This is a genomic window from Stappia sp. MMSF_3263 (assembly GCF_030733745.1).
Classification (GTDB): domain Bacteria; phylum Pseudomonadota; class Alphaproteobacteria; order Rhizobiales; family Stappiaceae; genus Stappia.
Genome location: NZ_JASHIK010000010.1, coordinates 113746 through 138803, shown reverse-complemented (window position 1 = coordinate 138803; position 25058 = coordinate 113746). Strand labels below are relative to the sequence as shown.

Here is a 25058-nt window from a genome sequence, read left to right as displayed (position 1 = left end):
CAGTCGCACGGCGCTCCGGCCCATTGCTGGCACAAGGCTCCGCGCCTGCCGCGATCGGCGACGCCGGCAACATCCGCCAAGGTTGCCAATGGGCCCCCGGTCAAGCCGGGGGGGACAGCCGAGTAGGAGGGCGCGCCTCGCGTCCCACCGCTGCCGGGGTTGCCAATGGATTCCCGCCGGGCGAAGCGGAGAGCGGGGCCTGTTGGTTCCCGGAGCGGGCGCGGCGGGATCGCCGCGGCTGCCTCCCTCAGGCGAGATGCTTGCGAAAGAAGGCGATGGTGCGCTCTTCTGCAAGCTTCGCCGCCGTTTCGTCGTAGCGCGGCGTCGTGTCGTTGTGGAAACCGTGGTTGACGCCCGGATAGATGTGGGCCTCGTAGCTCTTGTCATGGGCCTTCAGTGCCGCCTCATAGGCCGGCCATCCGGCATTGATGCGCTCGTCGAGGGCGGCATAGTGCAGTTGCAGCGGCGCCTTGATCGCCGGCACGTCCTCCGCCGAGGCCTGGCGGCCGTAGAAGGGGGCGCCGGCGGCAAGTTCGGGATAGGCGACCGCGATCGCGTTGACGACACCGCCGCCATAGCAGAAGCCGACTGCGCCGACCTTGCCGGTGGCATCGTCGCGGGCCGCGAGATGCTCGAAACCGGCAAAGAAGTCGTTGAGCAGCTTGGTCGCATCGACCGATCGTTGCAACTCCCGGCCCTGGTCGTCATTGCCGGGATAGCCGCCGACGGAGGTCAGGCCGTCCGGCGCCATCGCCATGAAACCGGCCTTGGCCATCCGCCGGGCGACGTCCTCGATATAGGGGTTGAGGCCGCGATTCTCATGGATGACCAGCACGGCGGGCAGCTTGCCGGTCACGCCGGCGGGGCGGACCAGATAGGCGTTCACCTCGCCATGGCCGTTGGGGGAGGGATAGGTGATGCGGGCCGTATCGATCGCCGGATCGTCGGGAGCGACCTGCTGCGCCAGCGCGTAATCCGGCGAGAGCGCGTTCAGTAGCGCCAGCGCGGTGACACCGCCGAACGCGTATTTCGCCGCACGGTCGAGGAACTCGCGCCGGTCGATCTTGCCATGGGCATAGAAATCGTAGAGCTCGAGCAGTTCCTGCGGAAAATCCTTCGCCGTTCTGCGCGCCGGCCGGGTCTTTCCGCTGCCCATCGTTACAGGCTCATCCATGTCGTCCTCCATCCCATGGTGGCGGGGTCGCACCCGTTGCCCCTGCAGGCCGCACCTGCAGATAGTGACATAGGTCGGGCGCTTCCCAAAGCCATGCCTATCGTCAGATTACGCGGGGATGGAGGGTCTCGGATCAGTGGCGGGGCGAGGGGGGAGGCGGCTGGACGTCCACCGTCAGACGTTGAAGGCGTCCGCCCATTCGGGATGCTTCTTGCGCTGGGCGTTGACGAAGGGGCAGAGCGGCATGATCTTGAACCCTTTCTCGCGGGCATCGGCGACGAGGCGCTCCACCAGGGCCAGCCCGGTGCCGGTGCCGCGAAGGCTGTCGGGCACGCCGGTATGGTCCGCGATCACGAGCGTCGGGCTTGCGATCGAGAAGGTCAACTCGGCTTCCTCCGAATGGCCCTCGACACGGGCGACATAGCGCCCCTTGCTGTCGCTGCGTTCGATGTCGATGGTGATGGCGCCGGTCATGTCGTGCGTCTCCTTGTCGTGTGTCGCGGGTCCGTCCTGCCCGACCGCCTCCGATCCTGTCAGGCCGGGACGGGGCGGGGCAAGGGGCGTTTGCCGCGGTTGTCGGGGTCAATGTGATGCGGTCGGCGAGATGAGACAATGGCGCAATCCAAAGTCTCACTGTCTCTGTAGAGTGAACGATTGATGGCAGTCAGATCGAACAATTTCGATCAATTTTCGATCAATTTATGCAAGATTAAAGCCCAATATTGTCGCGATTTGTCGGTTTGAATCAATTTTGGCGCGCCAGGGGGCTGTTCCCGTCCTGCCCGCGCGGGACGGGCAGGATATCCCCGGGTTTCATCCAGGTCTCGGGCAGGTCTCGGGCGGGCCTCAGCCGAGGGGCAGGTTGTCGTCGCGCTTCACCGCGATGATCGAGGAACGGCCGAGCGTACCCTCGCCGTCCGGGAAGGGCGACTTGGGATGCTGGATGCCGACGAACATCGTGCGGCGATCGGCCGACCAGGTCAGGCCGGTCACTTCCGAGCCGTTCGGCCCGGTGAGGAAACGCTCGATACGCCCGGTGGCGGGATCGCCGGCGAGCATCTGGTTGTTGCCCTGGCCGGCAAAGTCGCCCTCGTTGTCGTCATCGCCATCCGTCTGGATCCAGAGCAGGCCGGTCGTGTCGAACATCATCCCGTCAGGCGAGTTGAACATGTTGCCTTCATTGACGTTTTCCGAACCGGCATAGGCATCGTCATGGACGGCCGGGTTGCCGGCCATGACGAAGAGATCCCAGGTGAAACCGGTCGCCGCATGGTCGTCGTCCGCTGGATACCAGCGCACGATCTGGCCGTACTTGTTCTCCGCGCGCGGATTCGGGCCGCCGACCGGCGTCGCGTCGCCGCCGGCATTGGGCTTGACGCCGCGGCGCGAGTTGTTGGTCAGCGCGCAATAGGCCTCGATGGCAACCGGGTTGACGGCAACCCATTCCGGGCGGTCCATCGTGGTGGCGCCGACCTTCGAGGCGGCGATGCGGGTGAGGATGGCGATCTCCGCCGCCGGCATCCCCGTCGTCTCCGGCGTCAGCGCGATCCATTCGCCCGAACCGTCGTCGGAGAAGCGGGCGACATGCAGCGTGCCCTCGTCGAGCAGCGTCGAGGTGTCGCCGCCGGGGGTATAAGTGCCGGTCGAGACGAATTTGTAGAGAAACTCTCCCCGCTCGTCGTCGCCCAGATAGACGACGACGCGGCCATCGCGCGCGACGACCGCCGCCGCGTTCTCGTGCTTGAAGCGGCCGAGCGCGGTGCGCTTGACCGGCGTCGAGGTCGGATCGGCCGGGTCGATTTCCACAATGTAGCCCGCGCGATAGGGCTCGTTGGGGTTCTTCGAGAGGTCGAAGCGGGTGTCGAATTTCTCGTAGGAATAGACGCTCCTGGCATCGATGCCGTAGCGCTTGAAATCCTCCGGCAGGGCAACGGCCTCGTCGGTCGAGCCGAAATAGCCGTTGAAGTTCTCCTCGCAGGTCAGATAGGTGCCCCACGGGGTCTTGCCGGCACCGCAGTTGTTGAAGGTGCCGAGCGAGGAGGTGCCGGTCGGATCGGCTTCCGTCTTCAGCAGGTCGTGGCCGGCGGCAGGTCCCGACAGGCGCATCTCGGTGTTGTGGTCGATGCGGCGGTTGAGCGAACTGTCGACGACGATGTGCCAGCCGTTTTCGTCTTCCGCCACTTCCATGACGGTGACGCCCTGCAGGTTCTGCAGTTTGCGCACGTCCTCGGCGCTCGCCGGCTTGCCGCCCTCGTTCTTCGGCAGGTTGAGCTTCGGATTGACGTATTCGTGGTTGACCGCGATCACCTGGCGGCCGCCGACGACGAAGAGTTCCATGCCGTCGGTGTTCTCTCCGAAGACGCGGTTGGAGGTCGCCGCGTCACCGCCGGTCGCATGGTCGAATTCGGCTGCGTCGGAGAAGAGCGGATCGCCCCAGCGTGCCAGAACCTGCCACGTGTAGCCTTCCGGCACGTGGATGGTGAAGTCGGTGGCGATCGGGATCGGCTTGAAGGCAAAGCGCGAGGTCGCGGCCTCGGCCGAGACGGAGGACAGCAGGCTGCCCATGCCGGTGCCGAGCCCCATGGCGGCGGCGCCCGAGCCGTAGGCAAGAACGCCCAGGAAACCGCGGCGGGACAGGGCCGCCTCGACCACCTGGTCGAAGCCGGTCACGTCCGGGCCGGGCCTGCGGGCCTCGTCGAATGTGTCGAAGGAAAAAGCCTCGTAGTCGATATGCTGGCTGTCGTTGCGATCCATCGCTGGCACTCCCTCAGGCTGGCCGAAAAGGCTCTAGACGCGAGACGGCGCTCCGCCGTCGACCGTCATCTCCTAGCTGCGTGAGGTCTCATACGTGTGACGGAGGCGGAGCATCTTGCCAGCGCGGAGAGCCCATCTTACGCTGCGGCCAACATTGCGGGGATTGATAATAATGACGAGTTTCGCCATGCCCGATTGGGCCGGCGCGCATGGCGACGACGAGATCGTGCCGCGCGACATCCGCTTCAATATCTCGGGCAACCCGGAGCGCCACTGGTTCGGCGGCGATCCGATGCGCACCGCGATGTTCGATGCCTTCTCGATCTTCCTGCCCGAAGGCGAACGGTTCTTCATCCGCTCGCTGAAGCACTATGCCTCTGCGCTCGGCGATCCGGAACTGATCAAGGAAATCAATGGCTACGCGGTGCAGGAGGCGTTCCACACGCGCGAGCACGAAGACTACAACCGCACGCTGGCGGGGCTCGGCTACGATGTGGAGGAGATGGAGCAGCCGGTGAAGGCGATCCTCGGCAGCGTCAAGGTGCCCCTGCTGCGGCTGGCGGTGACCTGTGCGGTCGAGCATCTGACGGCGAACTTCTCGACCATGACGCTGCGCCATCAGAAAATCCTCTCCAGCGCCCATCCGGCCTATCGGCGCCTGTGGATGTGGCATGCGCTGGAGGAGCTGGAACACAAGGCGGTCGCGCTCGACGTCTACAAGCGGGCGGCGGCCGGCATGCCGGCCTGGAAGCGGTACGGGCTGCGCGTCTCGGCGATGAACATCACGGCGTTCCACTTCGTGCGGCTCTCCGTGCGCAATGTGCGTCTGCACGTGCAGGCCGACGGCATCCGCACGGGCTTTCGCTTCTGGTCGCGTTTCGCCTGGCTGCAGATGGTCTCGCCCGGCTATATGCGGGTCAGCCTCAGGTCCTTCCTGTGCTACTATCTGCCGGGCTACGATCCGCGAAAGGCCGACGACAGCGACCTCATCCGCAAGGGGCGGGCCTGGCTCGCCAACGAATACGCCGCCGAGAGCGCGGCGCAGGAGTCCGCCGCCCGATGACCAGCCGTGCCTTCGTTTATGTCCTGCGCGCAGTCGAGCGCGGTGCCTTTCCGAAAAGCCGCAAATGGGCCTGGAAGCGGCTCTACAACATCCTCTCCAGGACCTGGCGCGACAGCGACTGGCGCTTCATGAACTACGGCTACCTGCCGGCGGGCGATGCCTTCGCCCTGACGGCGGAGGACGAGCCGGAACGCGCCTTCATCGGGCTCTACCATCAGGCGATGGCCGGGCTCCGGGTCGAGGGCGCGCGCGTTCTGGAAGTGGGCTCGGGACGCGGCGGCGGGGCGCGCTACATCGCCCGCTACATGGCGCCGGCCGCGGTGACCGGCCTCGACTATTCGCCGGAGACGGTGCACCGGGCGCGGCAGCTCAACGGCGACACGCCGAACCTGACCTTCGAGGTGGGCGATGCGGAGGCGTTGCCCTTTGCCGATGCGAGTTTCGACATCGTCGTCAACATCGAGTCCTCGCATTGCTACGCCAATGTGCCGGCCTTTGCCCGCGAAGTGGCGCGGGTGCTGGCGCCGGGCGGCAGCTTCACCTGGGCCGACATGCGCGCGGCAACGATGATCGAGGGGCTGGATCGGGATCTCGGCGCCTCGGGCCTGGTGCTGGAAAGCGAGACCAACCTGTCGCCGGGCGTGGTCAACGCGCTCGATGCGGTCAACGAGCGCAAGATGAACCGCATCCAGAAGACCGCCCTGATGCGTCGGTTCCTGAAGGAGTTTTCCGGCGCCCAGGGCTCGATCCTCTACGGCACCCTGAAGTCCGGAGCGGTCGTGTACCTTGCCCGTCGCTACCGCAAGCCACTGGTTTAGATTAATTTTCTCACCTCCCTCCGGTTGTCAAGCGGCTGTCATGTCGACCCCCTAACAGTTCCTGATTGGCAAATCCGCCTCTCGCTTTCTGGGGGACATCATGAAATTCAAGGTGCTTGGTGCGCTCGCGGCGGCGCTTCTCGGCTCGACCGTCGCGGCCACGGCCGATCCTGTGTTCAACCGGATCGCCTCCTTCCCGGTCAACACCAACCTGCCGGCCGATCTCGACCAGAAGAGCGAGACCTCGGCGGAGATCATCGCGGCGACCGCGGACGGCTCGACGCTGGTCTATTCCGACAGCCCGCTCGGCGCCATCGGCTTCGTCGACATCACTGACGCCGCCGCGCCGAAGCCGGCAGGTATTGTGAAGCTCGACGGGGAACCGACCTCGGTCACCGTACTAGGTGGCAAGGCGTTTGCCGGCGTCAACACGTCCGAGAGCTACACGGCACCTTCCGGCAACCTCACTGTCATCGACATTGCCGGCAAGACGATCGAGGCATCCTGCGATCTCGGCGGCCAGCCGGATTCGGTGGCGCTTTCGCCTTCCGGCGACCTTCTTGCCGTGGCGATCGAGAACGAGCGCGACGAGGACCTGAATGACGGCGCGCTGCCGCAGATGCCGGCCGGCACTCTCGTCATCCTGCCGATTCGCGACGGCGCTCCCGACTGCGCGGCGATGAAGGTGGTCGACCTGACCGGCCTCGCCGCTGTTGGCGGTGACGACCCGGAGCCGGAATTCGTCGACATCAACGCGGCCAACGAGATCGTGGTGACGCTGCAGGAGAACAACCACATCGTCGTCGTCGATGGCAATGCGGGCGAGGTCGTCTCGCATTTCTCCGCCGGCAGCGTCGATCTCGACAATGTCGACGTCCGGGAAGAGGGCGCGCTGACCTTCGACGGCACGCTGACCGGCGTTGCCCGCGAGCCGGATGCGGTGAAGTGGCTCGACGGCGACCGGTTCGTTACCGCCAACGAGGGCGACTACGAGGGCGGTTCGCGCGGCTTCACGATCTTTTCCAAGAGCGGCGAGGTGCTTCACGAGGCCGGTCTCGACTTCGAGTATCGCGTTGCGCTTGCCGGTCACTATCCCGAGGGCCGCTCGGGCAACAAGGGCGCCGAGCCCGAGGGGCTCGAGGTCAAGCGCTTCGGCGAGGAGACGCTGATCTTCGTCCTGTCCGAACGCGGCTCGGCGATCGGCGTCTATCGCGACACGGGTGCCGCGCCCGAATTCCTCCAGCTGCTGCCGACGGCGCTGGCGCCGGAGGGGCGGTCGCCATTCCCGGCCGCAACCTCCTCGCCGTTTCCAACGAGGCCGATCTCGTTGAGGAAAACGGCCTGCGCTCGCATGTGACGCTCTATGAGCGGGTGGAAGGCCCCGCCGCCTATCCGATGATCGTTTCGAAGATGGACGAGGCCGGCCGGCCGATCGGTTTCGGCGCGCTGTCGGGGCTTGCCGCCGACCCGAGCGAGCCCGGCATTCTCTACGCCGTCAACGACAGCGCCTACGGCGTGCAGCCGTCGATCTTCCGCATCGACGCGACCGCGCATCCGGCCCGCATCACCGATGCGATCCGCGTGACGCGGGCCGGCCAGCCGGCGCAGCTTCTCGATCTGGAAGGCATCGTTTCCGACGGCGAGGGCGGTTTCTGGCTCGCCTCGGAAGGGCGTTCGGACCGGCTGGTGCCGCATGCGCTCTACCATGTGAACGGCAAGGGCGAGATCAGGAAGCAGATCGCCTTCCCGCCGGAACTGCTGGCGGTGGAGACCCGCTTCGGCGCCGAGGGCATCGCGATGATCGGCGATACGCTGTGGATCGCCATCCAGCGTCCGTGGAAGGACGATCCCAAGACCGCCGTGAAGCTTGTCGCCTACAACACCAAGAGCAAGGAATGGGGCGCGGTGCGCTATCCGCTGGAGGCGGCCGAGACGGGCTGGGTGGGTCTCTCCGAGATCGTGGCTCACGGCGAGCACGTCTACGTCATCGAGCGCGACAACCAGATCGGCGACAATGCCAGGCTGAAGAAGCTCTACCGGGTGCCGGTCTCGGGGCCAGCGCCGCTCGGCGGCGAGCTGCCGCTGGTTGCCAAGGAGGAGGTGCGCGACTTCATCCCGGACCTGAAGGCGACCGGCGGCTATGTCGTCGACAAGATCGAGGGCTTCACGGTCGATGCCTCGGGCACCGGCTATGCGGTCACCGACAATGACGGCGTCGACGACAGCAACGGCGAGACGCTGTTCTTCTCCACCGGCAAGATGTGAGACGAGACGGGCCAGCCTCGAGGCGACTCGTTCCGCATCCGAACACAAAAGAAAGGCCCGGGAGCGATCCCGGGCCGTCTGCGTTTCGGCGCCTGCGGGGAGGCGCTGGCCGGGTCCAACCCCTAGCGGCGGAAGACCATCATGGTGAAGAGGCCGAAGGGACCGTGACGGCTCTCGCTCTCCAGCACCATGGAGGTGTTGGCCAGCACCTTTTCGCGGGGGAAGAGCGGATCCCAGCCGAGGTTCTCGGCGAAGCGGGCGAGAAAGCGCTCGATGGCGGCGAGCACACCGCGTTCGGATGCGAAATGGTTGACGATGATGACCGTGCCGCCCGGGCGCACGACGCGTTCCAGTTCCTTGAGCACGGCTGCCGGGTCCGGGACCACGCTGACCACATACATCACCGTGGCGATGTCGAAGCGGGCGTCCTGGAAGTCCATTTGCGAGGCGTCCATGGCCCGCAAGGCGGCGACATTCTTCAGCTTCTTGCGGCGGATCCGGTCGCGGGCGCGCGCCAGCATGGGCTTCGACAGGTCGATGCCGGTGATCGACAGCGACGGATCGTAAAGCGGCAGCGACAGGCCGGTGCCGACCCCGACCTCGACCAGTTCTCCGGCGTGGCGGTTCGCTTCCCTTGCGGCGGCGCGCTGGCCGGCGATGAGCGGCGCGGTGAAGACCCAGTCATAGACAGGAGCCCAGCGGGCATAGGCACTCTCGACCGCGCTGGCGGGCGATAGCCCGTCGCGGCCACCGATGCCGAGGCGGCGCAGGAGCTTGTCGAACAGGCGGCGAATACGGCTGACAGGAAAGAACTCAACGGCCATCAGAGTGTTGCCACCACGCGTGCTTGTGTTGTCTCGTTGGCGCCAAGGCCGGCGCCGGAGGGAATGGTGCGGCCGATCCAGCCACCGCCGAGCACCCGTCCGCCATCGCCGTCATCGTCGAAGAAGACGCAGGCCTGGCCGGGTGCGACGCCCGTTTCGCCGTCGACAAGGTCGAGCATGGCGACGCCGTCGACAAGCCGCAGGATGGCGGGCTTCGGCGGCCGGGTCGAGCGGACCTTGGCGTGCAGCTCAAGGCCGGAGGCGGGGATGTCGGCAAGACTGCCGGGGCCGATCCAGTTGACGTCGCGCAGGACAATCTCGCGGGTGCCGAGTGCCTCGCGCGGGCCGACGACGACCTGGCGGGCTTCCGCGTTGAGGCGCACCACGTAGAGCGGCTCGCCGGTGGCGATGCCGATACCGCGACGCTGGCCGATCGTGTAGTGGATGATGCCCTGGTGGGTGCCGAGCACGCGGCCGTCGACATGAACGACATCGCCGGGCTCGGCGGCATTCGGCTTCAGCCGCTCGATCACGTCGGCATACTTGCCCTGCGGCACGAAGCAGATGTCCTGGCTGTCCTGCTTTTCCGCAACGGACAGGCCGAACTCGCGGGCAAGCTCACGGGTCTCGGGCTTGGTCATGCCGCCGAGGGGAAAGCGCAGGAAATCGAGCTGGTCCGGCGTGGTGGCGAAGAGGAAATAGCTCTGGTCGCGGTCGAGGTCGACCGGCCGGAACATGGCCCTGTGACCATCAATCAGACGGGAGCGCACGTAGTGGCCGGTGGCGAGCACGTCGGCGCCGAGCGTGCGTGCGGTTTCCAGAAGGTCCGAGAACTTGACCGTCTGGTTGCAGGCGACGCAGGGGATCGGCGTCTCTCCGGCGATATAGCTCTCGGCGAACCGCTCGATCACCTTCTCGCGGAAGCGGTCTTCATAGTCGAGCACGTAGTGGGGAATGCCCAGACGCTCGGCCACCCGCCGGGCGTCCTGGATGTCCTGTCCGGCACAGCACGCGCCGGCGCGATGCACCGCCTCGCCGTGATCGTAGAGTTGTAGCGTGACGCCGATGACGTCATAGCCTTCCCGCTTCATCAGCCCGGCCACGACGGAGGAATCGACACCGCCCGACATGGCGACGACGACACGCGTGTCCTGTGGCCGCTTCGGGATATCGAGACTGTTGAGCATGCCTGTCACCTTGCGGTCCTGTTTGCTTGCGGTGCCGGCCGATGGCCTGTCCGGCGACGCGTTTCCGCGCCTGGTCGGCTCCGGATGCCGGCCGTTGCCGTGCCTGCCGTCGTCGCCCCTGCCATTCTCGGCTCCTGGCTGATCCTGCCGTTGCGATATCCGGCCCTGTCGCGTCCGATCCGTTGCCGGTCGCCCTGGCGACACCGTGCCGGTGCGCGGACGGTTTGCTGGGGGACGCGACCGGTCCCGTGTCTGGCAGCCCGCATCTGTTGCGCGCGACTATAGCGGATCGGCCGGGCAAAGGAAAAGGGTGCGCTCAAGGCAACGCGCATCGTGCAGTCCTCGCCCGGCAAAGCTTACCGGTCTCGGCAATGTTTACCCGGTATGTGAGAAATTGCCTGGCCGGAGACAAGGGGGCTCTCTTCCACATTCGCTGTTTTCCGCCATTTTTCATGTTGGCCCGGCATTTGCTGACAAGATTGGCGGAAGAGTGGCCTGCGCAATCCGGATGACGGGGCAGGCGACAGAGAAATCGGAGAGACGCGTGATCCTCGCCAATCCAGTGTCCAGTTTCCCGGCAAGCGTGGCAGGCCTTGCCGGTCAGGCCGGGAGCCAGGTTGCCGGTCGGGCGACCGGCGCCGGGCTGATGGCCGGGACGCCGTCGATGTTCGCGCTCGACCTGGGTGCGGTGACGGCTGGCATGCGGACCACGGCCGGCGACAGCGCGTCTTCACAGGGCTTTGCAGGGCGTGGCGGCATTCCCCTTGCCGGCCTGCGCGAGCTGCATGTGGATGCGAGCATGCTCGTCCAGCTGGATATCGAGGCCGGGCCGCTGGCGGCAGTGGCGCCGCACGGATGGTTCGCCGATGCCGTCCGGGCGAGCGAGGGCGTCATTGCCGGTGCGCTGACGGGCGAGGGCGCGGGGGAACAACTGACAACCGATCTTGCCGTGGATGGCAGTGCGGCGGGCACGACACTCGGCGTCGCGGCGCAGACGGGCATTCCCGCGGGCCTTGCCGGCATCCTTTCGGGCATGATCGCGGCCGGAGGCCAGGCCTCGACCACCCTGACCGACACTCCGGCAGGGACGAGATTTTCAACCGCGCTGTCCGCGCAGGCAGCCCTCGGCGCCACTGAGGGCGTGTCCGGTGCCGTGGAAGGCGGAACTTCGACCGCCGGAAGCGCGTCGAGCGGATCCTCAACCAGGGGGTCCGGTGCTGTGGGAACCGGGAGCGCTTTGACGCAGCCCGCCGTGCCGGGCACGGGCACGGCGCCAGCGGAAATTGCCTCGAACGATGGCGACAGGTCCGGTCTTCCCTCCACCAGCGCCTCACTGTCGGCGAAGGTCGCGGGCGGCTTGGCTGACGGTCTTGCCTTTGCCGCAGAAGCTGATGGGAATTCACAGACAGTCGCCGGAGCGGTGACGAAGGCGGCGACCTCGCCGGCGTCCGACGATGCCGCCGCGCAAGCAGCCCGGACCATGACGCTGCAGGCGGGCGAGATACAGGCGGGAGCCGCTTTGGCCGGCAACGATGCGAGCGGTGCCGGTACGACGGGCGCTGGCGCGGCGGTTGCCGGATCGGCCGGCGCGAGCCTGTCTTATGAAACTCTTTCCGCGGCCGTTGCCCGGCCTGGTGGGAATACCATCGAGGCAACGCTCGCAACCGGTGCCGGCACGTCGACCGCGACCGAGCGCTCCGGCGGGCCGGCTAGGGTGGCGAGCGGTATCGAGGGCCAGGACGGCTCGGCCGCCATGCGGACTGGTAGCGCTCCTGCGACAGCGGGAACGAGTGCCGGACCCGATCCGATGCAAACCGCAGGCGCTTCGCTTGTCGCGACGGTTACAGGCGTTCCGGCGACGGAAACGGACGGGGCTGCCTTCTCCGGGACTGGCGGACCCGGCACCGGCGAAGCCGCGACCGGGGCGGAGGCGTCCGTGCGCGCCGCCTCGCAGCCGCAGGCAGGCAGCGTCCAGGATCTGCTTCCCGGACGCCAGGGCGCGGAAAGCCTGATTGCGAAAAACCAGGGCATCGGTGTTCGGGCCGGGGGCGACCAGGCTCTCGCCATGACGGCCGATGCCGATGCCGGCGCCTTGCCGGGCGAGGCGCCGGGAACGGCAGCGAAGCACCCCGATGCAGCCGCTGATCCGGCTCGGGCGGGGGCAACCCCGACCACGGATGCGGCTGCCAGCGCGGCCGCCGGCACAAATATCCGACCGGCGCCGGATGCAACGGTTGCCGGCAAGCTGTCGGTGTCCGGGATGGCTCCGGCGAGCGCCCTTGCGGGCGCGGTCGTTCCGGCAGGCGACATGGATATCAGCATCACGACCAGCACGGTGGCGGATGACGCAGCCGCGGCCGGCCGGACCGGGACGGTCTCGCGGGAGCAGGGCACGCCGGTTGCCAGCGGCCAGGCCATGTCGGCGCTGACCGGCCAGGTTGGGAACGTCCTGCCGCGCGGCGCGGCTTCGGCCGCCGCCCGCACGAGCGAGCTTGACTACGCGCAGGCCGTCGAAGAGGCGACGACCGGCACGCCCGTACAGGACGGTGAGGGCGCCGGCGCCGCGCGCGAAGGCAGCAGCAAGCCGGCGGGAACCTCGGCGCCGCAGGCGGCCGCGCCCCAGCCGATCGAGATCCAGCGCCCCGGCGTGAGCGCGGCTGCTCTCGCCTTCGCCGCCGCCATGGCGGAGGGCGATGCGAGCCAGGGAGAGGGGAGCGATCCCTTCAACGGCCTGACAGAGATTGCCCGCGCCGAGGCGCAGGCCAGTGTTTCGACCGCCGCCATTCGCGGATCGACGGCGGCACTTCCGCAGAACGCGGCAGTGGCAAGCGCACATCTGGCGGCGGAAGTCGCCAGGTTTGCCCAGAAGGGGCAAACGCGCTTCCAGATCCGTATGGACCCGCCCGAGCTCGGCCGGGTCGACGTTGAATTGAAGGTCTCGCGGGACGGAACGGTGAGAGCGCATCTCGCCGTCGAGCGCAGCGAGACACTGGACATGTTCCTGCGCGACCAGCGCGGGCTGGAAAGGGCACTCGATGCCGCCGGCCTGAAGCTGGAAAATGCAGGACTGGAGATGTCGCTGATGAACCAGAACGGTTCCACGGCTTTCGACCGGGGCGAGGGGGGCGATGGCCGCTCCTCGCAGCCTGGAGAAGGCGGTGTCCTCCAGAAGGAGGACGGCGACACGCTGCCGATGGCAGCGGCACGGGCCTATGTGAGCGGCGCCAGCGGCGCCCTCGATATCCAGATCTAGCCCGGTTCAGGGGCGGGGCAGGCGTCAGTCGCCAGCCCCTGGCAGGAGTAGAATGCGATGACGACAAGCGGCATTACAGGCGGTAGCGGTTCGGCGGGATCGGGATCCTCGATCACGTCGATGTCGGCGCTGTCGAACAATTACGAGCTGTTCCTGTCGATCCTGACGACGCAGATCAAGAACCAGGATCCGCTCGACCCGATGGATTCATCGAAATACACGGAGCAGCTGGTTCAGTATTCCTCGGTCGAACAGCAGATCAAGACGAACGATCAGCTTGGCGACCTGCTGGGCGTCATGGCGGCGACGACGGCGTCGAGCTATGTCAGCTATCTGGGCACCAATGTGGTGGCCTCCGGTGCCACCACGCAGCTTTCCGACGGCGAGGCGAACTGGACCTACGATTCCCCCAGCTCCGGCAAGGCGAAGATCGAGATCCGCAACGAGCTCGGCGCGGTGATCTACACAGCCGATGCCGACCTGTCGTCGGGGCGCAATGCCTATACCTGGGACGGGACCACCACAGCAGGGTCCGCAGCGCCTGAGGGCAACTACACGATCTCTATCGGACGCTACGACGAGAAGGGCAATCCGAGCATTCCGGTCGCGACCGAAGTCTCGGGAACGGTCGAGGGCATCGAGTTCACCTCGTCCGGCGCGGTCCTGACCGTGGGCGGCGTCCGTATCCCGGCCAGCGCGGTGATTTCCGTGAATTCGACCTCGTAGCGGTCGCGGGGGCGCGGCCAAGGCCGCTGCTCCGGGGGACTGGCGACAAACCGGCGCGGACAGGAAAACCTGTCGTCGCCGGTTTATTTTTTTTCCGACCGTCCCGGTTCCCAATTTGCGAAACCGGCGCAGTATCGCCTAGCCCAATGTTTTCCTCGCTTTACGACTGTCGAAAGGTTTTCTGAGTCGTTCCAATTCTTACCGAATTGTTGCTTTGGGCTTAGGCAAATTTTAAAGCCAAACAGTTACATTCATAGTCAACGTGGTCATGTTGAGTGTGAGTGTACAATGACCGACCGAGCGAGTGCGCGTGTCAAATATGTTATCGGCCCTGACGGGTCGCCGCTTACGATTGCCGATCTTCCTCCGGTATCAACGAGGCGATGGGTAATCAGGCGAAAGGCAGAGGTGGTGGCCGCCGTGCGTGGCGGACTGCTGTCCCTGGACGAAGCCTGCAAGCGGTATACGCTGACCGTTGAGGAATTCCTCTCCTGGCAGAGTTCCATCGATCGGCATGGTCTTGCCGGCCTGCGCGCGACCCGCGTGCAGCAATACCGGAACTGATCGGCAAGCTTCCCCGCCCGAACAGTTCCGCAGATCCTCGAACATGACGCAAGGCCGGCCCTCAAGCCGGCCTTTTTGCGTTTGCCGCGCCCCGGGCCTCGTCGCGCACGACGCCCACGGCGGCGCCTGGCCGGGATCCGTGCGGCGCGACTCGTCGACGTTTCAGGAAAGGTTAACGAGGCCGGTCAATCTTGCCGGGTTCCGGTCGCATTTCGCCAATGATTTTCGGCGGAAAACAGCCGTTTTCACCATTTGCTAACGCGCGTTAACACCTTGTTTACCATCTGGCGGGCAAATTTTGCCTACCGGCCATCCGGGGGCGCCTTTTTCCATCCCCTCATCCCCAGGGCTTTCCCGGGTGGCCCGGTCTCAAACGGTTCTTTCCAAGAGCATCGAACGGGTGGCACGTGAACGGACTTGCGGATCTTGTAAAGGCACTGGGACCTGGCCGCCTCGCCGCGATGGGCGCTGTCGCGGCAATCCTGGTCGGCGTGTTCGCCTTGATCATGCTGCGCGTTACCGCGCCGCAGATGACGCCGCTCTACACAGATCTCACCTTCGAGGATTCCTCCGCAATCGTCTCCCAGCTCGACAGCCTCGCGGTGCCTTATGAGCTGCTGAACGACGGCGCGACGATCCTGGTCTCCGACGAGGAGGTGTTCCGCGTCCGCATGCGCCTTGCCGAACAGGGCCTGCCGCTCGGCGGATCCGTCGGCTACGAGATCTTCGACAAGGCCGACACGCTCGGTTCCACCAGCTTCGTCCAGAATATCAATCGCACCCGGGCGCTCGAAGGCGAGCTCGCCCGCACCATCCGCTCCATCGGCCGCATCAAGTCGGCGCGCGTTCACCTGGTGCTGCCGGAGCGCCGGCTGTTCCAGCGCGATGCCCAGCCGCCATCCGCCTCGATCGCGCTGTCCGTGCGCGGGTCGCTCGATCCCGGCCAGATCCGCGCGATCCAGCATCTCGTGGCGACCGCCGTCGAGGGGCTGCAGCCGAATTTCGTCTCGATCGTCGACGAGACCGGCCGACTGCTGGCCAGCGGCGCGGGCGAGGAAGGCGAAGGTTTCCTCGCTTCCTCGCTGCAGGAACGGACCCAGTCGATGGAAGCGCGGCTGCGCTCGCAGGTCGAGGAGATCCTCAATTCGGTGGTCGGCGTCGGCCGGTCGCGGGTGCGTGTCGCGCTGGAGCTCGACCATACCCGCACCTCCGAAACGCAGGAGACCTTCGACCCGGAAGGCCAGGTCGTGCGCTCGACGCAGACACGGGAAGAGAATTCCTCGACCATCGGCCGCCGGGGCGCGGTGACCGCCGGCAACCAGCTGCCCGAGGCCGACCAGCAGACCGGCGAGGACGGCAATCGCGACATCGCCAACCAGAACGAGGAGATCGTCAATTTCGAGATCTCCAAGTCGGTGAAGACCGAGACCATCGAAGCCGGCGGGTTGAAGCGCCTGTCGGTGGCAGTGCTGGTCGACGGCGTCTATGCGCCGGACGCCAACGGCGATATCGCCTACGAGCCGCGCACGGCGGAAGAGCTGGAGCGGATCGAGACGCTGGTGCGCTCGGCGGTCGGCTTCGACGAGCGCCGCGGCGATACGGTCGAGGTGGTCAACCTGCGCTTCGCCCAGGCGCCCAACAGCGTGCTGGCGGAGGAAGAGGCCGGTCTGTTCGAGTTCACCCGCGCCGACATGATGCGTTTCGTCGAGCTGGGCGTTCTGTTCCTGATCGCGGTGCTGCTGACGCTCTTCGCGGTGCGCCCCCTGATCAAGCGCATCCTCACGGTCGAGGAGCCGGCCGCGCCGGTCCTGCTCGGCTCCGACGGCCAGCCGCTGGAAAGCCCGATGCTGGCCGACCAGTCGGGTGACCGCTCGATGCCAGGCGAGACCGACGAGAACGGCGAGCCGCGTATCGAGTGGCTGGAAGAGGCCCAGGCGCAGGGCGCGGTCCAGGTCGCCACCATCGCAAAGGTCGGCGCGCTGATCGACGAATATCCGAAAGAAGCAGTCGGGATCATCCGTAGCTGGATGAATGAAGCGGCATGAGTATCGCAAACAGCATCCAGACCACGGCGCACAGCCACCTGACGATCAGCTCCTCCGAGAAGGAGCGCGATCTCAAGGGAACAGAGCGCGTTGCCGTCCTGTTGCTGGCGCTCGGCGAAAAGCACGGGCGCCGCATCTGGGAACAGCTCGACGAGATGGAGGTCCGCGAAGTCTCCGCCGCGATGTCGCGGCTGGGTCCGGTGACGCCGACGATGCTCGAGGAGCTGTTTGTCGACTTCGTCAAGAAGATCTCCAGCAACGGCGCGCTGAACGGCAATGTCGACGTCACCGAGCGCCTGCTGGCGAGCTTCCTGCCGCGCGATCGCGTTTCCATCATCATGGAGGAGATCCGCGGACCGGCGGGCCGCAACATGTGGGAAAAGCTCTCCAACGTGCAGGAGAATGTCCTCGCCAACTACCTGAAGAACGAGTACCCGCAGACCGTCGCCGTGGTGCTGTCGAAGATCGATCCGGATCACGCCGCCAAGGTGCTCGGCATCCTGCCCGAGGAGCTGGCCCTGGAGGTCATCTCGCGCATGCTGAAGATGGAATCGATCCAGAAGGAAGTGCTGGAGAAGGTCGAGCAGACGCTCCGTGTCGAGTTCATGTCGAACCTGACCAACACCTCGCGGCGCGACAGCCACGAGATGATGGCCGACATCTTCAACAATTTCGACCGCCAGACGGAGGCCCGGTTCCTGGCCGCGCTGGAAGAGGAAAACCGCGACTCGGCCGAGCGCATCAAGACGCTGATGTTCACGTTCGACGACCTGATGAAACTCGATGCGGGCAGCTGCCAGACGCTGCTGCGCAGCGTCGAGAAGGACCGCCTGGCGATCGCGCTCAAGGGTGCGTCGGAATCGGTGCGCGAGTTCTTCTTCTCCAACATGTCCTCGCGCGCCGCCCGGATGATGCAGGACGACATGGACGCGCTCGGACCGATCCGCCTGCGCGACGTGGACGAGGCGCAGTCGGGAATGGTGGCGACCGCCAAGGACCTCGCCGCGAAGGGAGAGCTGATGCTGTCCAAGAGCAAGGGCGATGACGAGATCATCTACTAGGTGGCCTGAAGCACGATGATGACACGAATTGCGAGCACACCGATGAAGGTCAACCGCTTCCTCTTCGACCGCAACTTTGCGGCGATCGACGTGCCTCAGGAGGAAGAGGTCGAGGAGGTCGTGGAGCCGGTGGTTCCCACGATCCCGCTCGCTGAGCACCGTGCACTGGTCGCCGCCGCCGAACAGGCCGCCTACGAGCGCGGCCGCGCTGAAGCGGCGGTCGAGCGCCAGCAGAGCGACGAAGGCCGGTTCGCCGACGAGGCCGGCCGGCTGGCCGAGACCGTTTCGGCGCTGATCGGCCAGCTCGACACCGAGCAGGCCCGTCACGAGAAGGACGCGGTCGCGCTGGCCTTCCTGGTGGCGCGCCGGCTGTGCGCGCATCTGATCGCCCGCGAGCCGCTGGGCGAGATCGTCGCGCTGATCTCCGAGTGCCTCGGGCCGCTGCGGCGGGCGCCGCATCTGGTGATCCGGGTGCGCGACAGCGATCTGGCGGCGCTCAAGGAGCGGGTCGACCCGCTGGTCGCGGAGAAGGGTTTCGAGGGCCGCCTGGTGTTTCTGGGCGAGCCTGATATCAGCGCCGGCGATTGCCGGATCGAATGGGCGGACGGGGGCATCGTGCGCGATCGCAAGGCGATCGAGAAGCAGGTCGACCAGGCCGCCCGGCGGTACTTCGAAAGCCGGCGCGCCGGCAAGGGACAGCAGGCGTCCCTCAACCACGAGCCCGCCGAGGAGCGGATTGACGGATGAGCGATATCGACAAGGACATCGACGGCGACCTGTCCCGGGCGGGAATTCCACTCGCCGAGATGGAAGCGCAGGAGACGCATCGCGAGGGTAGCGATCGCGACCATTCGCAGGCACGCAGCGCGGCCGATCTGGAGGCGGTGTTCGATGTGCCCGTGCAGATTTCCGCCGTGCTCGGCCACTCGCGGATGCATGTGTCGGACCTGTTGCGGCTGGCGCCGGGCACGGTCCTGAAGCTCGACCGCAAGGTCGGCGAGGCCATCGACATCTATGTGAATGACCGTCTGGTGGCGCGCGGCGAGGTGGTCCTCGTGGAGGACAAGCTCGGTGTCACCATGACAGAAATCATCAAGTCCGATCGCTGATCGGAGCAGGAGAAGACCATGCGACTGTTGATCGTCGGCACTCTCGAAGGCCAGTTGATCACCGCCTCGAAGATCGCAATGGATCGGGGCGCCGCCGTCACCCATGCGGCCAGCATCGAGGAGATGCTGAAGGTCCTGCGCGCCGGGCGCGGCGCCGATCTTGTGATGGCGGATGTCGGGCTCGACATTGCCGAGCTGATCGCGCGGCTGCAGGGGGAGCGCTTCCACCTGCCGGTCGTTGCCTGCGGCGTCAAGACGGACGCCAGTGCAGCGGTGAGCGCCATCCGCGCCGGCGCCAAGGAATACATTCCGCTGCCGCCGGATCCCGAGATGATCGCGGCTGTTCTGGCGGCGGTCGCGCGCGACCAGTCGAGCGTCATCTATCGCGACGGGGCGATGGCCGCCGTCGTCCGGCTTGCCGAGCAGATCGCGCCGTCCGATGCCTCGATCCTGGTGACCGGCGAGAGCGGTTCCGGCAAGGAAGTGATCTCCCGCTACGTGCATTCGCGTTCGAACCGGGCCGACAAGCCGTTCATCTCGATCAACTGCGCGGCGATCCCCGAGCACCTGCTGGAATCTGAGCTTTTCGGCCACGAGAAGGGTGCTTTCACCGGCGCCATCGCACGGCGGGTCGGCAAGTTCGAGGAAGCGGACGGGGGCACGCTGCTTCTCGACGAGATTTCCGAGATGGACGTGCGCCTGCAGGCGAAACTCCTGCGCGCCATCCAGGAACGGGTGATCGACCGGGTCGGCGGTACCAAGCCCGTGCCCGTCGACATCCGCATCATCGCGACGTCGAACCGTGATCTTGCCGAAAGCGTGCGGACCGGCACGTTCCGCGAGGATCTGCTCTACCGCCTCAACGTGGTCAACCTGAAGCTTCCGCCGCTGCGCGAGCGGCCGAGCGACATTCTCGAACTGGCCAACCACTTCGTCGAGCGCTATGCGCGCGAGAACGGCGTCGCGAAGCGCCCGATCTCCGAGGACGCGCGCAGGATGCTGCTGTCCAACCCCTGGCCGGGCAATGTGCGCGAGCTGGAAAACACCATGCACCGCGCCGTCCTGCTGGCCAGCGCCGACGAGATCGACCTCGACGCGATCCGCATGCCGGACGGCAGCCCGATCTCGGGTGGACGGACCGCCGATGCGCGGATCGCCGCCGATGCGGCGGCCACGGCGGAGGCCATCAACCGGGTCCTGGTCGGGCGTACGGTCGCCGATGTGGAGCGCGACCTGATCCTCGACACACTGGATCATTGCCTGGGCAACCGCACCCATGCAGCGAAAATCCTCGGCATCTCGATCCGCACCTTGCGCAACAAGCTGAATCAGTATGCCGATGAAGGTCTGGACGTGCCGGGTCCCGGCGAGGCGCGCGTCGCCGTCGCCTGAGGCGGGTGACGGGCGGCGGGCGACGCGACAGGCGAATGGCCACTGAGACGGCTGACAGGGTGACGAAGGGTCGAGAATGAGCGATGTGACGGCGAGCGAGGGCTCTCAGGCCAAGGTTCCGGCAACGGCGCCAGGTGGCGGTTTCCGCCTGCCGGCCGGCACCCCGAGCCTGGCCACGGTCTGGGATACGATCCGGCGCGGCGACATCGCGCTGGCGCTTGGCGTCATGATCATCCTGGTCGTGCTCATCCTGCCGATGCCGGCGATGATGCTCGACATGTTCCTGGCCATCTCGATCATCTTCTCCGTGCTGATCCTGATGACCGGCCTGTTCATCCAGAAGCCGCTCGAGTTCTCCTCCTTCCCGACCGTGCTCTTGATCGCCACGATGCTGCGGCTGGCGCTCAACCTCGCCTCCACGCGCCTGATCCTGGCCAACGGCCACGAGGGAACGGACGCGGCCGGCGAGGTCATCGAGGCCTTTGGCCATTTCGTCATGGGCGGCAACTTCATCATCGGCATCATCGTGTTCTCGATCCTGGTGATCGTGAACTTCGTCGTCATCACCAAGGGTTCGGGCCGTATCGCCGAGGTCGCGGCGCGCTTCACACTCGACGCGATGCCCGGCAAGCAGATGGCGATCGACGCGGATCTTTCCGCCGGGTTGATCGACGAGGGAACGGCACGCCAGCGCCGGCGCGACCTGGAGGACGAGAGCTCGTTCTTCGGCGCCATGGACGGTGCCTCGAAATTCGTGCGCGGCGATGCGATCGCCGGTCTGCTGATCACCTTCATCAACATCATCGGCGGCATCATCATCGGCGTCGCGCAGATGGACCTGAGCTTCTCGCAGGCGGCGACCACCTACACGCTGCTGACGATCGGCGACGGCCTCGTGTCGCAGATCCCGGCGCTGATCGTGTCGACGGCCGCCGGCCTGCTGGTGTCGAAGGCCGGTGTCGCGGGCTCCGCCGACAAGGCGCTCGGCCGGCAGCTTTCCGGCTACCCGAAGGCGCTCGGCATGTCGTCCTTCGTGATGGTGACGCTGGCGATGCTGCCGGGCATTCCGATGATCCCGTTCCTGGGCCTGGCCGGGCTGGCCGGCTATCTCGCCTATCGGTCGAGCAAGACGCAAAGGGTGGCGGCGGAAGAGGTGCGCATGGCGGAAGTCGCCGCGGCCGAGCCGGCCAAGCCGACGGAGCCGCCGGTCACCGAATCCCTGAAGATGGACGAGCTCAGGATCGAGCTCGGCTATGCCCTGCTGCCGCTGATCAACGGCCAGAGCGCGGACGGCGACCAGCTGACCGAGCAGATCAAGGCGCTGCGCCGCCAGCTCGCCGCCGATCTGGGCATATTGATGCCGCCGGTGCGCATCCTCGACAACATCCAGCTGGGCGCCAACGACTATGTCATCAAGGTCAAGGAAGTGCCGGCGGGCAACGGCCAGCTCTTCCCCAGCCACTACATGGTCATGGATCCGGCCGGCGGCCAGGTGAAGCTGCCGGGCACGCACACGACCGAGCCGACCTTCGGCCTGCCCGCAACCTGGGTCGAGGGCCAGTATCGCGAGGACGCGGCGCTGCGCGGCTACACCGTGGTCGATCCCGCGACCGTGCTTGCCACCCATCTCACCGAGACCATCCGCGGCAATGTCTCCGAACTGCTGACCTATGCCGACGTGCAGAAGCTGCTCAAGGAGATCACCGGCGAACAGGCGAAGCTGGTGGAGGACATCGTGCCCTCGCAGATCACCGTCTCCGGCATCCAGCGGGTGCTGCAGGCGCTCCTGGCCGAACGCATCTCGGTGCGCGACCTGGGCACGATCCTGGAAGGGGTTGCGGAGGCGACGGGCTTCACCCGCAATCCGGCGATGATCGCGGAGCATGTGCGCACCCGTCTTGCCCGCCAGATCTCGGCCGCCAACCAGGCACCGGGCGGCTATCTGCCGCTGATCGCCCTGTCGCCGCAATGGGAGCAGGCGTTCATCGAGTCCATCGTCGGCGACGGCGAGGAGCGCTCGCTGGCGATGGCGCCCTCGAAGCTGCAGGAGTTCGTCCGTCTGGTGCGCGACGCCTTCGAGCAGGCGGCCCAGGCCGGCGAGGTGCCGGTGCTTCTGACCTCGCCGCAATCGCGCCCCTTCGTGCGCTCCATCGTCGAGCGCTTCCGCGCCCACACCACCGTGATGAGCCAGAACGAGGTGCATCCGCGCGCCAGGCTGAAGACGGTCGGGTCGGTGTGATGAAAACGCGGGCGCCCGCAGCACGGCGGGTGCCTAACGACGGTTGCCGAAACGAGGGTTTGGGGGAACGAGCGCTCAGACCTTGATGTCGACGCCTTCGGTCTTCTTGTCGCCGGTCTTGGCGGAATCGAGGCTTTCGATGGCCTGGTCGATCGCGCCGTTCTGCTGGGCGATCTTGGCCTTGGCCTCGTTCTTGACGCGCTGGGCGACATTGTTGAATAGCATTTCCGTGGCCGTCTGGGTCTCGCTGACGCCGACGGCGAAGACGTTGCTGGCGACGGCCTGCTGGTTCAGGAACTTCTGGGAATGGGCCTTCTGCTTGGCCTTCCACTGCTGCATCTGCTGGTAGGCGGACACCTTCTTGGTACTGCCGAAGCCGCGGCCAAAAGATTTTCCGATGAGAGCCATGGCGGTGGAAAGAGTCCCTGATCGTGCGCGAGTACCGGCTATTTGGAGCCAGTGTCGCCCCAACGGGGTTAACAACTTCTTAGCGGTTTCGCCTACGGCCAGTGAAGTATTGCGGAATGCGACGAATTGAGCGCAGGAGGGCCGCGCGAGCCCAGTTCAGGCAGGCACCTGCTGGGTGATGCAGTGGATGTTGCCGCCGCCGAGCAGGATCTCGCGCCCGGGAACGCCGACTATCTGGCGGTCGGGGAAGAGGCCGGCGAGGATCGCGGCGGCGGTGGCGTCGTTGCGCTCGTCGAGCAGGGGAAACACCACCCGCGTGTTGGCGATGTAGAAATTCGCGTAGCTGCCGGCGAGCCGTTCGCCTCCTTCGCGCACCATGCCGTTGTCGGCGGTCTCGATGCCCTGTGCCTCGGCCCTGGTCATGGTGAGGGGGCCGGGCATCGGCAGGCGGACGATGCGGATGGCGCGCCCGCGTGCGTCCCGGGCGGCGGAGAGACATTCGAACGCCTCGCGCGAGCGCTCATGCTGCGGATCGGTGCGATCGTCGGTCCAGGTCAGCGCCACGACACCCGGCGCGCAGACATGGATCAGGTTGTCGACATGACCCGTCGTTTCGTCGAGATGAACGCCGCGCGGGATCCACAAGACCTTGCGCGCTCCGAGATAGCGCTTCAGCCCGGCCTCGATCGAGGCGCGCGAGAGCTTCGGGTTGCGGCCGGGGGAAAGCAGGCATTCCTCCGTGGTGTAGACGGTGCCCTCGCCGTCGACATGGATCGCTCCGCCTTCCAGCACGAAGGGCGCGCGGTAGCGCTCGACGCCTTCGATCCGGGCAATCTGCGCAGCGACCTCATCGTCGAGATCCCAAGGGTCGTAAAGGCCGTCATGATCGCCGCCCCAGGCATTGAAGCGCCAGTCGACGGCGCGCAGGCCGCCATTGGCGCCGGTGACGAAGGTCGGTCCGATATCGCGCATCCATGCGTCGTTGGAGGGCAGGCGGACGAGGCGGATACCCGGCGACAGCAGGGCTCTCGCCCTGTCGTGCTCGGCGTTGGAGACGGCAATCGTGACCGGGTCGCTGACATGAATAGCCTCGGCCACGGCGGCGAAGGCCTCCTGGGCGGGACGGGCATTCTCGCGCCAGTTGTCCGGTCGTTCGGGCCAGGCCATCCAGCAGCCCGAATGGGGCTCGAACTCGCCCGGCATGCGGTAGCCGTCATCGGCCGGCGTCGAGGCGAGGGGAGTGTCCATCCTAGCCGCGCCCGCCGGTGCCGACAGCAGAGCCGTCTAATGTCGCTATCGGTCCGTACAGTTCCGGCCGCCGGTCCCGGAAAACGCCCCAGGAGGCGCGCAGGGCAGCGAGCGCGTCCAGGTCGAAGGTGGCGGTCAGCACCGCTTCCTGCGTCCGGTCCGCCTCCGCGACCTTGGCGCCGGTGGCGTCCGCGATGAAGGAGGACCCGTAGAAGACCAGCTCCGTGTCGCCGCGCCCCGGTTCCGTGCCGATGCGGTTGGAGGCGACGAGCGGCATCAGGTTTGCGCCGGCATGGCCCTGCATGACCCGTTGCCAGTGGGCGGCCGAATCCCAACTCGGATCGAGCAGCTCGGAGCCGATGGCCGTGGGGAAGAACAGCATTTCGGCGCCCATCAATGCCATGGCGCGGGCGGTTTCGGGAAACCACTGGTCCCAGCAGATGCCGACGCCGATGCGACCCGCCTTCGTGTCCCAGACGCGAAAGCCGGTGTCGCCGGGGGAGAAATAATACTTCTCTTGGTAGCCCGAGCCCTGCGGGATGTGGCTCTTGCGATAGATGCCGAGATTGCGTCCGTCGGCATCGATGATGGCGATCGAGTTGAAGCGGGCCTGACCGGCAAGCTCGTAGAAGCTCACGGGGATGACGATGCCAAGTTCGGCGGCGAGCGCCTGCATGCGCACGATCGCCGGATGTCCTTCGGCGGCTTGCGCCCGCAGCAGCAGGTCCGGCGCCTCATCCTGGCAGAAATAGGGATACTCGAAAAGCTCCTGCGGCAGCACGATGTCGGCGCCGCGCCCGGCCGCCTCGCGCACCAGTCGCTCCATGGCGGAAAGGTTTGTTTCGCGATCTGGCGTACAGGCCGTCTGCAGGGCGGCAAGCGTGACGTTTCTCATGAGGTTCCCGGGTCGGCGCGTGTCGGGCTCAGG

The 25058-nt window shown here is 66.4% G+C and carries 19 protein-coding genes and 1 pseudogene; 12 read left to right on the top strand and 8 right to left on the bottom strand.

Annotated features, from left to right (window positions below; translation table 11 throughout):
* Window positions 1–247: 247 nt before the first annotated feature.
* From yghX to RBB46_RS12930, 3 genes are all read right to left on the bottom strand, one after another.
* The gene (yghX, locus tag RBB46_RS12940) at window positions 248–1174 is read right to left on the bottom strand and encodes a YghX family hydrolase (RefSeq protein ID WP_306029403.1); all 927 of its coding nucleotides are present in this window, start codon (window positions 1172–1174) and stop codon (window positions 248–250) included.
* Window positions 1175–1348: 174 nt separating this feature from the next.
* On the bottom strand, window positions 1349–1648 hold the full coding sequence (locus tag RBB46_RS12935) for a GNAT family N-acetyltransferase (RefSeq protein WP_306029402.1): 300 nt from the start codon (window positions 1646–1648) through the stop codon (window positions 1349–1351).
* Window positions 1649–2020: 372 nt separating this feature from the next.
* Entirely contained in the window at window positions 2021–3928 is a 1908-nt protein-coding gene (locus RBB46_RS12930) for a PhoX family phosphatase (RefSeq protein WP_306029401.1), read from the bottom strand.
* A gap of 172 nt (window positions 3929–4100) precedes the next feature.
* Here RBB46_RS12930 and RBB46_RS12925 point away from each other — a divergent pair, with 172 nt between their 5' ends.
* The 3 genes and pseudogenes from RBB46_RS12925 (at window position 4101) to RBB46_RS12915 (ending at window position 8074) form a co-directional block, all read left to right on the top strand.
* Window positions 4101–4991 carry a metal-dependent hydrolase gene (locus RBB46_RS12925; protein ID WP_306029400.1) on the top strand — a complete coding sequence of 297 codons (891 nt, stop codon included), beginning with the start codon at window positions 4101–4103 and terminating at the stop codon, window positions 4989–4991.
* On the top strand, window positions 4988–5809 hold the full coding sequence (locus RBB46_RS12920; protein WP_306029399.1) for a class I SAM-dependent methyltransferase: 822 nt from the start codon (window positions 4988–4990) through the stop codon (window positions 5807–5809). The genes RBB46_RS12925 and RBB46_RS12920 overlap by 4 nt, the downstream gene beginning before the upstream one ends.
* Window positions 5810–5909: 100 nt before the next feature.
* Window positions 5910–8074 (top strand): annotated as a pseudogene (locus RBB46_RS12915) (esterase-like activity of phytase family protein).
* A 122-nt stretch (window positions 8075–8196) separates the two neighbouring features.
* Here RBB46_RS12915 and RBB46_RS12910 read toward each other — a convergent pair.
* Both RBB46_RS12910 and mnmA read right to left on the bottom strand, forming a co-directional pair.
* Window positions 8197–8898 (bottom strand): class I SAM-dependent methyltransferase, encoded by a 702-nt coding sequence (locus RBB46_RS12910; protein ID WP_306029398.1) that lies wholly within the window; start codon window positions 8896–8898, stop codon window positions 8197–8199.
* A complete protein-coding gene (mnmA, locus tag RBB46_RS12905; RefSeq protein ID WP_306029397.1) occupies window positions 8898–10085 on the bottom strand; it encodes a tRNA 2-thiouridine(34) synthase MnmA in 1188 nt (395 codons plus the stop codon). Before mnmA ends, RBB46_RS12910 begins: the two co-directional genes overlap by 1 nt.
* 544 nt (window positions 10086–10629) lie before the next feature.
* Between mnmA and RBB46_RS12900 the strand changes: the two genes are divergently transcribed.
* From RBB46_RS12900 to flhA, 9 genes are all read left to right on the top strand, one after another.
* Window positions 10630–13338 (top strand): flagellar hook-length control protein FliK, encoded by a 2709-nt coding sequence (locus tag RBB46_RS12900; RefSeq protein WP_306029396.1) that lies wholly within the window; start codon window positions 10630–10632, stop codon window positions 13336–13338.
* 57 nt (window positions 13339–13395) lie between these two features.
* Window positions 13396–14064, top strand: a complete 669-nt coding sequence (locus RBB46_RS12895) for a flagellar hook assembly protein FlgD (RefSeq protein ID WP_306029395.1) — start codon at window positions 13396–13398, stop codon at window positions 14062–14064.
* A gap of 288 nt (window positions 14065–14352) precedes the next feature.
* On the top strand, window positions 14353–14628 hold the full coding sequence (locus RBB46_RS12890; protein ID WP_181759451.1) for a DUF1153 domain-containing protein: 276 nt from the start codon (window positions 14353–14355) through the stop codon (window positions 14626–14628).
* Between the two features lie 407 nt (window positions 14629–15035).
* Complete coding sequence (gene fliF / locus RBB46_RS12885; RefSeq protein WP_306029394.1) at window positions 15036–16673, top strand: flagellar basal-body MS-ring/collar protein FliF; 1638 nt, start codon at window positions 15036–15038, stop codon at window positions 16671–16673.
* A complete protein-coding gene (gene fliG, locus RBB46_RS12880; RefSeq protein ID WP_306029393.1) occupies window positions 16670–17734 on the top strand; it encodes a flagellar motor switch protein FliG in 1065 nt (354 codons plus the stop codon). The genes fliF and fliG overlap by 4 nt, the downstream gene beginning before the upstream one ends.
* 18 nt (window positions 17735–17752) lie before the next feature.
* Entirely contained in the window at window positions 17753–18481 is a 729-nt protein-coding gene (locus RBB46_RS12875) for a FliH/SctL family protein (protein ID WP_306029392.1), read from the top strand.
* Window positions 18482–18540: 59 nt separating this feature from the next.
* Entirely contained in the window at window positions 18541–18843 is a 303-nt protein-coding gene (gene fliN, locus RBB46_RS12870) for a flagellar motor switch protein FliN (RefSeq protein ID WP_306029453.1), read from the top strand.
* Between the two features lie 18 nt (window positions 18844–18861).
* Entirely contained in the window at window positions 18862–20235 is a 1374-nt protein-coding gene (locus RBB46_RS12865) for a sigma-54 dependent transcriptional regulator (protein WP_306029391.1), read from the top strand.
* Window positions 20236–20311: 76 nt separating this feature from the next.
* A complete protein-coding gene (flhA, locus tag RBB46_RS12860) occupies window positions 20312–22474 on the top strand; it encodes a flagellar biosynthesis protein FlhA (RefSeq protein WP_306029390.1) in 2163 nt (720 codons plus the stop codon).
* Window positions 22475–22549: 75 nt separating this feature from the next.
* Here the strand turns inward: flhA and RBB46_RS12855 are convergent, their stop codons facing one another.
* From RBB46_RS12855 to aguB, 3 genes are all read right to left on the bottom strand, one after another.
* Entirely contained in the window at window positions 22550–22882 is a 333-nt protein-coding gene (locus RBB46_RS12855) for a hypothetical protein (protein ID WP_306029389.1), read from the bottom strand.
* A gap of 156 nt (window positions 22883–23038) precedes the next feature.
* Complete coding sequence (gene aguA / locus RBB46_RS12850; protein WP_306029388.1) at window positions 23039–24130, bottom strand: agmatine deiminase; 1092 nt, start codon at window positions 24128–24130, stop codon at window positions 23039–23041.
* Window position 24131: 1 nt separating this feature from the next.
* Window positions 24132–25025 carry an N-carbamoylputrescine amidase gene (gene aguB / locus RBB46_RS12845; protein ID WP_306029387.1) on the bottom strand — a complete coding sequence of 298 codons (894 nt, stop codon included), beginning with the start codon at window positions 25023–25025 and terminating at the stop codon, window positions 24132–24134.
* Window positions 25026–25058 lie beyond the last annotated feature (33 nt).